This is a genomic window from Desulfovibrio desulfuricans (assembly GCF_004801255.1).
Lineage (GTDB): Bacteria > Desulfobacterota > Desulfovibrionia > Desulfovibrionales > Desulfovibrionaceae > Desulfovibrio > Desulfovibrio desulfuricans_C.
On record NZ_CP036295.1, the window covers coordinates 2,947,823 to 2,959,482 of the forward strand.

Genomic DNA, 11,660 nt, shown 5'->3' on the forward strand with positions numbered 1-11,660 from the left:
AAAAAACGCGGGTTACGGCGTTTTCCATAACACCTTTTTATTTCATCCATGCATTATTTCAAAGTAAAATTATGAGAGCACCACGGTTTTTGGCTTCGCGTCGGCCGGGTGCAGAAATAACCGCCGGGCGCAAACGGCCTGCCCAATGAGGGCGCGCCGGACAGAACCGGACCATCCGGCCCTATCCGGCGCACTCTGCGCAGGTAGACTCGTGCAACACGCCCCTGAGCAGCGCCTCCCTGCTGGGTACGGGATAACGCGCGGGCGCGCTCTGCAAATTTTTGAGCCAGTCCACATAGGCGGCGGGCAGGTTGTTGGCCGCCGCGCCTGCAAGTATGCGGGCGAGGTATTCGCTGCTGGGCGGCACGGCATGCCCCAGCACGTCTTTTTTGTACAGCACCGCCGTATGCTCGCGGCCCCCGGCATCCTGCACCAGCACAGGATAGTGAAAATACGCCCCTCCGCCGTCCAGCCGCGCGCCGCACCACATATCAAGGCTGGCCGCGTCGCTGAAGGCAAGCTCGTACAGCACGCCCCACGTATCTTGCCCCGAGGCCTGCACCACGGTTTCCATACCGCCGTCCCACATGCGGTTGCGACCGTAAAATGCCAGCCTGTGCCCGCGCAGGCAGGCCGCGCACACCACTCGGGGGACAGCGCACCGCTCGCCAATCTGTTCGGGATGCATGTTGGAGCCGTAGGCAAAATAATATTGCCGGTCCTTGCGCCCGTAGTGATCAAACCCGGTAGTGATGTTCATGACGCATGCCTTTTGCAAAAAAACGTTGGTTCGTTAACCGCTGGCAACAGCGCTCCGCCTCCCCCCATGCCGCCGGAGGCCTGCCGCGTTTTTTGTTTCCGGCAAGAAAGGCGGGTATCATGCCGGGGGGGGGCGTACGCGCCCTGGCCGCCGCAGCAGGGAGCCTTGCTGGCGCATCTTCAAGCTCTGCGGGTAAAGGCTGCATGGCCAGATACTGACAACGACCACGGAGCGTATGCCGCTTGACCGGAATAAAAAGGCTGGCCTGACGCCGCCGGAAGCAAAAACCGCACAGCGCTACCAGACGTTAAGTATCCATTCCTTGTTTTTCTTGTATTCCATGTCGGCAAACAGGGTATTGGCCATGTTCTCAGCCAGCCACATGGCCCCGGCGTACCCCATGACCGGGTAGCGGTAGAGCCCCGCCCGGTCGTAGGTGGGAAAGCCCACGCGCAGCATGGGTATGTTGTTGTCCATGGCGGCCCAGCGGCCCTTGGAGTGCCCAAGGATAAGGTCCAGCTCAATTTCCTTGCGCTTCAGGCGACCGTCGAGATCCCACAGGTCGGCGTTGGTGACCACTTCCATCTTCCAGTTGACCTTTTCGACCATTTCCGTGAGGCGCGGGTCCGCGGCATAGCGTTGGTTGTCGTCGCCAAGCAGCAGGAGCTGGGGCTTCATTTCAAGGTCGATGCAAAACTGCGCCAGGCCAATGGCCAGGTCGGGGTTGCCGTAGATAGCCACCTTTTTGTCCGCCAGAAACATGTGCGCCACGTCGGTGATGGCGTCCAGGGCAATGCCGCGCTCGTGCACCAGCTCCTTGGTAAGGGGCTTGCCCGTGAGCTGTGAGACCTGCTTGAGAAAGATATCCGTATTGCGGATACCGATGGGCGAGGGGCCTACAATTGTGGGGATGTCAAATTCCTTATGCAGATATTCCGCAGCCTTGCCCCCCTCATAGCGGTTCAGGGCAATGGTGCCCAGGGCGTTGGCGGTGTCCTTGAGGTCGGCAATGGTGGTGCTGCCGTGCGACTTGCCCGTGCCGTCGGGCAGCAGCGGCGAATCGAAGCTCTCAATCTCAAACAGCACGTTGGCGTCCACATCCATGAGCTTGAGCAGGTGCTTGAGCTCCTTGACGTCGCCGGGGTTCACCCAGCCGGTAAAGAGATTGAGCCTGCCGTTTGGTTCGCCCTTTTCGGCGAAGTGGGTGATGATGTCGCGTACCGCCACGTCGTAGCCGCTGATCATGCTGCCCACAAAGCTGGGCGTGTGGATGGCGACAAGGTGCACCTCGCGGCCCGCGTATTTTTCCTTGAGCAGGCCGTTGTTGAGCTTGGTGACCACGCCGTCGATGTCGTCGCCGATAACCTCGGTGGAGCAGGTGGAGATGATGGGCACCACCTTTACCTCGGGGTAGCGCATCAGCAGAACGTCCACGGCTTCTTCCACGCGGTTGGTCGCGCCAAAGACCGCGCCGTCCTCGTGCACCGACGAAGAGGCGATTTCAAAATTGTCCTTGAAATGCTGCGAAAAAAGCAACCGCACGAACATGACGCAACCCTGACCGCCATGAACAATGGCTATGCAGTCCTTAATGCCTATGCTCGCGTACTGCGCACCGCAGGGCTGACAGGTGAATATGGGATTGATGACCCCTGCCCTTTCTTTTTCCATTATTTCGCAAGACATGGCATTTCCTTTTCTGAGGCCGGGCTGTGCGCTGCCGCAGGCTCCGGCGCTTGGGCTGTTTGTAAAAGCAGTCGTTACACTCCTGACAAGGAACATGCCCTTTCAGGCCACCCCGCATGTTGCCGCCAGCAATGCCGTAACCGGCCTTGCGCGCCGCGCTGGCGCCCCCTGCGCCCGGCAGACATGCTCGTCGGGCCGGACGCGAGGGCGCACGTCTAATACTTGGGGTCCGTCAGCTCCAGGTTCAGCGAACCGTGGATAGTCAAAAAGTCCAGCCTGGTTTTGGCTGCGGTCATAAGCTCGCGGATGTCATCCTTGCCCATGGCGGCAAGCCAGGGATTTTCGCTGGTCAGGCCACGGGCCATCATTACGGCGTCCACCCAGTAGCAGCGGTTTTCGGGCGATTCGACATCCGGCTGCTCGCCGCAGAGAATCTGCGTGGTCTGGGTCATGATGCCCTGGTTTTGCCGTTCCCTGTCCCATGCGCGGGAGTGGAACTGCCAGAGGCATTTTTTCATGATATAGTCGATGACGGCTTCTACATTTTCGCTCAGGGTTCCGGCACTCATGCTGCTCCTCCGCAATATAGGTCTTGGGCTGCGCCTCGGGGGCTATACCGCCTGCAGAAGCGGCTCGGGATAGGGCGGATATTCCTTGCTGCGCAAATGGGTTACGCAGTCGTACCCGCCGGAGTATTCGCGCTGGCCTTCCTCGTCCCTGATGTCGCGCCCGCAGACCATCTCCTGGGTCATAAAGCCACGGTCCAGCGAAAACTCGTCCCTGGTGATGTCGATTTTTGCCAGCTGGTGGATGGGCGAATACACCGCGTTGTAAATATCGCGGGCAAAGCGCACCCATCCTTCAAAGCCTTTCCATGGCCCGTTGTGGTAGGCGTGGGCGTTGAGGTAGGGAACCAGCACCTTTTTGGCCACCTCGCCGGGGCGCTTGCCGGTAAAGATGATGTCGGCCTTCCAGTCTTCCATGGCCTCCAGGCCTTCCAGCTCGTTGGGATCGTCGATGGCGAGCGTGCCCACCTTGACGCGGGCTATGCCCTTTTCAAAGTCGCCCTGGTGGCCGAACTTGGAGTAGATGGAAACAACATCCAGGCCCATTTCCTTTTCAATAATATGCGCCCAGTGCCACAGTTTTGAGCCGCCGGGCCACAAGCAGACCTTCACGCCCTTGAGACGCCTGGCATACCAGTCGAGCTCGGGCCGCCAGCGGGCGGTTTCTTCATCAATGATGGCCTGGGCCTCTTTTTCCAGCCCAAAGAACAGCCCTATCTTGAGCAGCGATTCGCTCACCATCTCGTGGCCGAAGCCGTCGATGTCCAGACGCGGCGTGCCATAGCGCACGCGCAGCTCGTTGCAGATGTATTCCGCCGAGCGGGCGCACTCGAGCACGTTGAGCTGGGCCTTGTGCATGGCGCGCAGGTCGTCGTACTTGCCGTTGCCGGTAAAGACCGAGAGCACCTGAATGCCCATGCGCCGAAAGTAGTCGCACATGATCTCCACATCGCCCTGGATGTTGTAGTCGCCCACGTAGTTGATGACGTAGCGGCTCTTGATTTCGGGCTCGACGGTGCCCACCTTCTGGTTGATCCAGGCGATGTTGATCTTGTGGTGCCCGCCCGACTGGCTGGGGCCGGCAAAACCGGGCGAGTTGCACACAAAGATGTCCACATCGGGCATTTCTTCCATGATTTCCTGGGCCAGAGCGTTGATGTCGTCGCCGATGAGGGCCGAGGCGCAGGTCTGGTAGATGGTCATGCGCTTGATGTGCGGAAAAGCCTTGAAGGCCTCCTTGATGCTGTTGCGCAGCTGGTCTTCCGCGCCAAAGACCACGTGCTTTTCCTTCATGTCCGTAGCAAAGGTGTACTTGAGCTGAAAGTTGCCGTCGTCGCTGATGTAGCGTTTGGTCTGCCAGGTGTCGTAGGTGCAGCCCACCGGGCCGTGGCTCAGGTGGATCACGTCCTTCATGGGCGTGCCGATCACGTGCTTGGCCCCGCAAAAGGCGCAGCCGCGCTCGGAGATGCTGCCGGGGATGGTGTTGAGGTACCCGAGGGGCAGGCAGGTGGAAAGGTCGTCGTTTTCACCCTTGACCACGGCGTGCTTTTCCCGCTCGGGGATACATTCGCTGCATTTAAAAAGATGGTATGGCATGTCAGTATCCTTTACGCGGCTTACAGAATGGCCGCCGTGCCCTTTTCGCCGGTGCGCACGCGCAGGGCCTGTTCAACCGGACAAACAATAATTTTGCCATCGCCGATGCCGCCCGTCTGGTTGATCTTGACGATGGTGTTTACAACCCTGTCCAGCATGTTGGCGGGCACCACAATGGAAAGCAGCCGCTTGGGCACGTACATCATGCCCTTGTAGCTGCCCATGCCGCGCACGATGGGGCTTATCTCCACCGAGACCTCATCGGCGATGCCCTTTTGCTTGCCCCGCCCAAAAACGGGGATGACGCTCATGCCCGGAAAGCCCATGCGATCAAGGGCTTTTTTTGTAGCCGTCACCTTGTTGGGGCGAATGATGGCGATAATCTCCTTCATGGCGAGCTCCTAAGCGTGTAGCCTCATAGTGTGTACATGCCGCCCGTAGCGGCGCAAAAGCAGCGCCTCTCAACTCTGCCCAGGGCCAGGCGGGCGGTTGCGCCTAAATGCCGTTCTGCCCGGTGCGGATGGTCAGCACACGCTCAACCGGCGTGACAAAGACCTTGCCGTCGCCAAAGTTGCCCGTCTTGGCATAGTCTTGCACCAGATGCAGCACCTGATCCACGTGCTCGTCCTCTACCACCATCATGAGCAGATTTTTGGGCAGCTCGTCGTAGTGGACGCTGCCGCTGTCCAGCCCTTTCTGTTTGCCGCGACCAAAGGCCTGAATCTTGGTCAGGGCCACAAAACCGGATGCGGCAAGCCCTTCCACCACGTTTTCGGTGCTCTCTGGGCGAACAATGGCTCGTACCATTTTCATTGGCGGCTCCTTTGGAGTTGTTGAAACTGTCGTTTACGCTCAAATTTTCTCATGTCCCTTGCAGGAAAATGTCCGTCTTGCTCTTCAGACCGCGTTGGGCATTTGATCTTGCCAAAAGCGTATTTTGTTTCCTGGCAAAGAAAATGTCCGCTTCAGGCTTCAGGCCGCGTTGGGCATTTGATGCATTTTTGCTTTCCTGCAAGGATGGCGAGCCTTTTATGCAGGGAGTGTACTCTCATGGTACTCGACCGGAATAAAAGGCGAGCCAGACGCAGCAGGGAACGAAAAGGCGCGAATGCCCGCGCGGCCTAGTCGGAGATGCCGTACTTGACCACCATCGCCTCCAACTGGTCCATGGACAGCGGCTGGGGAATGACAAAGTTCTGGTTGTTGATGATCTTTTCTGCCAGCGCGCTGTATTCCTTGGCCTGGTTCTGGGTTTCGTCGTATTCGGTAACGGTCTTTTTGTTGAACTCGGCCTTCTGCACGATGTTGTCGCGGGGCACAAAATGGATCATCTGCGTGCCGATGGAAGCCGTAAATTCTTCAAGGAATTCCTTTTCCCTGTCCACGTTGCGGCTGTTGCAGATGATGCCGCCAAGGCGCACGCCGCTCTGCTTGGCGTACTTGAGCAGGCCCTTGCAGATGTTGTTGGCGGCGTAAATGGCCATCATTTCACCAGAGGCCACGATGTAGACTTCCTGCGCCTTGCCGTCGCGGATGGGCATGGCAAAGCCGCCGCACACCACGTCGCCCAGCACGTCAAAAAACACAAAGTCCAGATCGTCGGTGTAGGCCCCCTGATTTTCCATCAGGTCAATGGCGGTGATAACGCCGCGCCCGGCACAGCCCACGCCCGGCTCGGGGCCGCCCGATTCCACGCAGAGGATGTCGTGAAAGCCCTTGCGCACCACCTTGTCGAGGGTCACCTTTTCCGCACCCACGGCGCGCAGGGTATCCATGAGCGATTCCTGCGGCTTGCCGCCCAGAATCAGGCGGGTGGAGTCGGCCTTGGGATCGCAGCCGTGGATGAAAATCTTTTTGCCGTGAAAATGGGCCATGGCCGCAGCCGTGTTCTGGGTTGTGGTGGACTTGCCGATGCCGCCCTTTCCGTAAATGGCTATCTTACGAGGCATAACGCATTCTCCCGCCGGTCTTCCGGCTGTTTTGACCAGGGACAAGGCGTCTCTGGCAACGTGTATGCCTCCCCTTGTGCATCGGCCGTGCCATTGCTGGGAAAAACTACTTTTTTCTTTTAAAACAGATAATTATAAAATAAATCTATCCTCACGCTTTTGCCAAAGCGTACACAAGCGTACAAAACACCGATTTTTTGAACATTTTGGTACATTTTTCAATTAAACAAATAATTACGGTATATTATAAAATCACTCTTTTCTGTTTTCTCGTGACTCCATAAAAAGATAAATTCATTAACACTATGATTTATTTATGTTTATAAAATACTGATAATTTATCCCGTTTATTTTTCAGGACACCACTGTGTACGTTTGCGTCACGCGCAGCGCCTTACTCGCCCCTCCCCACAGGCTCAGCGGCTGGATACTGAATAATATTTCAATAAAAACAGTATAATATATAAATAGCCGCGCAAGCGCATGGATATTGCAGACGCTGCTCCATCAAGGCAGCGCCGCTTGCAGGCCCTGCCGCAACAGACGGAGCGCGTATGCAAGGGTTACTCGACGGGTCGCGGATTGCGGTGTTTCATGATGCTCAGGGGGCGCTGGCCGCGCCAACTGCGGCCAGCGCCGTGGCCGTATATGTGCGGAGCGAAAACGACTGGAGCGAGGACAAAAGGCACGTATTCAGCCTGACCGACGGCGGGGGCCTTGCCCAGCTGCGCGAGCAGATGCACGCGCTGGCCGAAAATCTGGGGGCCTGCCGCATTGTGGTGGGGGCCGAGGATCACGGCGCGCCCTACGGCGTGCTCGACAAGCTGGGCTTTTACATCTGCATGATGGACAGGTTTGAGCCAATGGCGCTGGAGGGCGTGCGCAAGGGCGTGCTGGCGGCGGTGCAGCAGACGACAAAGCCCCAGTGCGGCATGCTGCCCGGCAGCAGACCGCGCGAGATCGCGCCGGGGCGTTTCTTTTTGGACATGTGCGAGGCCAAGATCACCGACCCCCTGTTTACAGCCAGGGAGTCCATACTGGTGTTTGTGGAAACCAAGCCCTTTGTGCAGCTGCAGGTCAGGTGCGAGCACGAACCGCGCTGGCTACCCAGTTTTGCGCTGGTAACAGGGCTGGAAATTACCAGGGAAGAGCTGGAATCGGGCCTCAAACTGATAACGGTACGCCAGCCCGCCGACCGCGATGCCGACGCCCTGCTGGGGCAAAAGTGGTTTGACGGCACGGGCTGTTCCTGCGGTTAGGGCAACCTGGCCGCTACGGGCCGCCAGCCCGGCAAACCTGAAGACTCAGGGGCTAGACGCCGTATTCCCGCAGTTTGCGCCACAGGGATGAACGGCTGATGCCCAGCATGTCTGCCGCCAGGGTGCGGTTGTCGCCCGCCAGCTCAAGGGCATGCAGGATATGCTGCTTCTCCATCTCGGCCAAGGGCACGAGGTGCGCGGACGCATCCTGGCCCGCTGCATGCCCTGCTGCCAGAGGTTGTGCCGTTATCTGCGTCGTTGTTTGGAGCTGCCCGCCAGCCTGCGGTTGCGACGTGGCAAGGGCCTCCTGCGGGTCTGTGCCCATGGCCACGGGTGGTGCCTGGCGAGGGGGATTTTCGCGTACTTCTGGCGGCAGGTGCGCAAGGCCGATGCTGCCGCCCGGCGGGCAGAACACCGCCGCCCGCTCCAGAATATTGGCCAGCTCGCGCACATTGCCGGGGAAGGGATACCGCCTCAGGGCATCCAGGGCGCTGTCGTCAAGGTCAAGCGGCACGCCGCCGCCCTGCTCCGCCAGTCGCGCCAGAAAGAACCGCGCCAGCAGGGGCACGTCCTCGGCGCGGCTGCGCAGGGGCGGCAGCTCCTGCGTGACCACGGCCACGCGGTAATACAGGTCGCGGCGAAATCGCCCGGCCTCCACCTCTTCCTTGAGGTAGCGGTTAGTGGCGGCAATGATGCGCACGTCCACGGGGATGTCCACAGTGCCTCCCACGCGGCGCAGGTTCTGCTCCTGCAGCACGCGCAGCAGTTTGACCTGCATGCCTTGCGGCATCTCGCCTATCTCGTCCAAAAACAGCGTGCCGCCGCTGGCGGCCTCAAAAAGCCCTTCCTTGCGGCGCACCGCGCCGGAAAAAGCCCCCTGCTCGTGACCAAACAGCTCGCTTTCGAGCAGTTCGGGCGACAGAGCGCCGCAGTTGACCGCCAAAAAACGCCGCCGGGCACGCTGGCTCTGGGCGTGCATGGTGCGTGCGGCCAGCTCCTTGCCCGTGCCCGTCTCGCCCTGCAGCAGCACGGCCACATCGGTGGGGGCAAGGCGCATGAGGGCCTGACGCAGACCGCACATGGCGGGCGATGCGCCCACCATCTCGGGCACGGAGCCGCTGGCCTCAAGCTGGGCGCGCATCTGGACGACCTGCTGCCGCAGGCGTCGCTTTTCCAGCGCACGAGCCACCAGCATGCGGGCCTCCTCCAGCGAATAGGGCTTGGCCAGATAATGGAACGCCCCGAGCCGCATGGCCTCCACGGCGCTTTCAATCATGGGGTAGCCGGTGACCATGATCACTTCCACATCAGGCTTGCTGCCGCGCACGGCCTTGAGCACTTCCATGCCGTTCATGCCCGCCATGGCGATGTCGGTGATGACCACGTCAAAATCCTGCTCGGCCAGCAGCTTCAGGCCTTCCTCGCCGCTGCCCGCCTGGGCCGACTCGTGCCCGCCGCGTTCCAGCGCCCGCGCCAGATTGGCCCGGGCCATGCGCTCGTCGTCAATGATCAGCAACCGACCGCCCTTGCGCGGCGCGGCCTCGCGATCGCGCCACTCCAGGGGCTTGGCACCGGAATCCGCGTCTGTCGCGGGCTGATCTGCAAGACGAAAGCGATCTGTCGTCATACATCCGCTCCTGAAACATCGGCAGCCTGTCGCGCCGCCAGGGGCAAGCGCACGGTAAAACAGGCCCCTTCTCCGGGTTTGCTCTGCACTTCAAGGGTTCCGCTGTGCTTGCCCACAATGCCAAAGGCGATGGACAGCCCAAGCCCGGTACCCTCGCCCACAGGCTTGAGGCTAAAAAACGGGTCAAAAATGCGGCCAATATACTGCGCCTCAATGCCCTTGCCGCTGTCGCTCACGCGCAGCTCGACCATACCGGCAGGCTTGTCCGCGTGCGCCGTTATGCGCACCAGCCCTTCGCCGTTCATGGCCTGCGCGGCGTTGAGCAACAGGTTGATGAGCACCTCCTGCATACGCTGGGCGTCCATGGGCAGCCGCAGGCCCTCTGGCACGTCTACCTCTATGCGCACGCCCGCGCCCATGTCGTGCCGCACCAGGGCCACAGCCCTGCGCACCACCCCGCCAAGCTCATGCAGTGCCACGCTGAACGGCCGGTCGCGGGCAAAATCAAGCAGGCCGCGCACGATATCGCGGGCGCGCACCACCTCGGCCTGAATTTCATTGAGCTGCGCGGTTACGTCGTCCGCCGTGGGCATGGGACGCACGCCCTGGCGCGCGTCGTTGACGTCCTCGCCCAGCAGCTGACAGCCCATGGAAATATTGTTCAGCGGATTATTGAGCTGGTGAGCCACACCGGAGGTCAGCACGCCAAGCGAGGCCAGCTTTTTTTCCTGCAGCAGCAGGGAGTGGCGTTTTTCAAGCTCGGTCGCCATGCCGTCCAGGGTCTGGAGCACATGGCGGGCCTCCGCCTCCAGCTGCGGCGGCGGCGACGGCAGCGGAATGCCCGCGCCCACATTGCGGGCGGCGCTTTCGATGGCGCCGAGCGCGCGCATGATGTGCCTGCCGATCTGCCAGGCAAAGGCCACGCCGCAGGCCAGCAGGGCCGCAATGGCCGCCAGCAGCTGGGTGCGCAGGTCGCCCACGGCGGTAAAGATGCCCTGCCGCATGCGCCGCACCGCCGAATCGGCCAGCTCGCTCAGCCGCTGCCCCTGATCGGTCAGAGCCGCGCCGTCGGAGGGCGCGTCTTCAAGCAGGGCCTCGTAGGTTCCGATGCCTTCAAGCAGCAGGTCGAGGGTACGGTGCGCCCCGTCGCCCACGCGGCGGCCCATGGCGGCATTATACCCCTGCCCGACCGACGTGGCCCGCTCCCGCGCAAGCTCCACAAAGCTGCGCAGAGCAGCCAGGTCGCCCTGTCTGCCGGGGAAAAGCTGCAGGTTTTTTTCGTACCTGCGCATTTCAAGCACGTCGCTGCGCAGGTCGTCCACCATATCAATAAGGCGGGCCGCCCTGTCGATGCGCCCCAGATCGTAACAGGCAATACCGCCCAACAGCAGCAGCATGGCCAAAAACAGGCCCGTGCCGATGGCGATTTTGCCGCGTATTGTATGCCAGACAAAAAAATGCGGAAGCATGCTCCACCCCCGCAGGCGCAAGGATTCAATCCCGCGCCCGTCTCTGTTTCAATTTGCAACAGCGTACAGAAATAGAACATCGCTGACAAGGCTTGCCCAGCAACAATTTGCGACCCCATGCCTGGGCGTACATGTCATAATGCAACAGTCGAGGGACGGAGGACATGCGCCGGTCTAAAAAATATATTATTAAAAAACGGCATGTTATCATTTGATCTTTTTGGCACAATAGTTGTAACTGCCCGAGCAGGAGGCCGACATGAACACCCTGCAAAAAACAATGGAAAACTGGTTTACAGCAGTTGCTTATGCCGATGCCGGACAGCCCGGCTGGACGGACGACTTATGGACGGTCAGCGGCAAGGCACAGAGTCCGGCGCTCAGGCAAACCCTGCAGTACGGCGCTGGCAGCATCATCATTTACGTGCTGGCGTTTTCCAACACCGACGCCTTTGCCGCCTTGTGCGCAAAGGGCGGGTTGTGGACGGCCCTGCCCATCGCCTCGGTACTGCTGCTCTCGTATGTGCACGGGCATTTTGCCGGTGCGCTCTGGGAGCTGTGCGGCATCACCGGCGTGCAAAAGCAGGCCGCCAAGGCCGTTCAAAAGCCCGCCGTACGCAAGACGTCCGCGCCTGCGCCCAGGCTGGACGCCACAGCTGCGGCTCACGGCTAGACCCGTATTTTTTGCAGGGCCGGGCCGCGTGCCCGGCCCGCGCACGCCAGACATAATGTCCGTCGGAGGTAACCA

11 protein-coding genes are annotated in these 11,660 nt (G+C 60.4%); 2 read left to right on the plus strand and 9 right to left on the minus strand.

Annotation, left to right across the window (positions count from 1 at the left end; translation table 11 throughout):
* Positions 1-181 precede the first annotated feature (181 nt).
* From DDIC_RS12390 to nifH, 7 genes are all read right to left on the minus strand, one after another.
* A complete protein-coding gene (locus DDIC_RS12390) occupies positions 182-760 on the minus strand; it encodes a gamma-glutamylcyclotransferase family protein (protein WP_136400725.1) in 579 nt (192 codons plus the stop codon).
* Positions 761-1,057: 297 nt separating this feature from the next.
* Complete coding sequence (anfK, locus tag DDIC_RS12395) at positions 1,058-2,446, minus strand: Fe-only nitrogenase subunit beta (RefSeq protein ID WP_136400726.1); 1,389 nt, start codon at positions 2,444-2,446, stop codon at positions 1,058-1,060.
* 215 nt (positions 2,447-2,661) lie between these two features.
* The gene (gene anfG / locus DDIC_RS12400; protein WP_136400727.1) at positions 2,662-3,015 is read right to left on the minus strand and encodes a Fe-only nitrogenase subunit delta; all 354 of its coding nucleotides are present in this window, start codon (positions 3,013-3,015) and stop codon (positions 2,662-2,664) included.
* A 42-nt stretch (positions 3,016-3,057) separates the two neighbouring features.
* Positions 3,058-4,608, minus strand: a complete 1,551-nt coding sequence (anfD, locus tag DDIC_RS12405; RefSeq protein ID WP_136400728.1) for a nitrogenase iron-iron protein, alpha chain — start codon at positions 4,606-4,608, stop codon at positions 3,058-3,060.
* Positions 4,609-4,628: 20 nt separating this feature from the next.
* The gene (locus tag DDIC_RS12410; protein ID WP_136400729.1) at positions 4,629-5,000 is read right to left on the minus strand and encodes a P-II family nitrogen regulator; all 372 of its coding nucleotides are present in this window, start codon (positions 4,998-5,000) and stop codon (positions 4,629-4,631) included.
* A gap of 103 nt (positions 5,001-5,103) precedes the next feature.
* Entirely contained in the window at positions 5,104-5,421 is a 318-nt protein-coding gene (locus DDIC_RS12415) for a P-II family nitrogen regulator (protein ID WP_136400730.1), read from the minus strand.
* 308 nt (positions 5,422-5,729) lie between these two features.
* The gene (gene nifH / locus DDIC_RS12420; RefSeq protein WP_136400731.1) at positions 5,730-6,557 is read right to left on the minus strand and encodes a nitrogenase iron protein; all 828 of its coding nucleotides are present in this window, start codon (positions 6,555-6,557) and stop codon (positions 5,730-5,732) included.
* Positions 6,558-7,111: 554 nt separating this feature from the next.
* Here nifH and DDIC_RS12425 point away from each other — a divergent pair.
* The gene (locus tag DDIC_RS12425) at positions 7,112-7,816 is read left to right on the plus strand and encodes a Fe-only nitrogenase accessory AnfO family protein (protein WP_136400732.1); all 705 of its coding nucleotides are present in this window, start codon (positions 7,112-7,114) and stop codon (positions 7,814-7,816) included.
* A gap of 52 nt (positions 7,817-7,868) precedes the next feature.
* Here the strand turns inward: DDIC_RS12425 and DDIC_RS12435 are convergent, their stop codons facing one another.
* Both DDIC_RS12435 and DDIC_RS12440 read right to left on the minus strand, forming a co-directional pair.
* Positions 7,869-9,443 (minus strand): sigma-54-dependent transcriptional regulator, encoded by a 1,575-nt coding sequence (locus DDIC_RS12435; protein WP_247647483.1) that lies wholly within the window; start codon positions 9,441-9,443, stop codon positions 7,869-7,871.
* Positions 9,440-10,912 carry a sensor histidine kinase gene (locus DDIC_RS12440; RefSeq protein WP_136400733.1) on the minus strand — a complete coding sequence of 491 codons (1,473 nt, stop codon included), beginning with the start codon at positions 10,910-10,912 and terminating at the stop codon, positions 9,440-9,442. Before DDIC_RS12440 ends, DDIC_RS12435 begins: the two co-directional genes overlap by 4 nt.
* Before the next feature lie 259 nt (positions 10,913-11,171).
* Here DDIC_RS12440 and DDIC_RS12445 point away from each other — a divergent pair, with 259 nt between their 5' ends.
* Positions 11,172-11,585: a hypothetical protein gene (locus DDIC_RS12445; RefSeq protein ID WP_136400734.1), complete on the plus strand. Its 414-nt coding sequence runs from the start codon at positions 11,172-11,174 to the stop codon at positions 11,583-11,585.
* Positions 11,586-11,660: the final 75 nt, after the last annotated feature.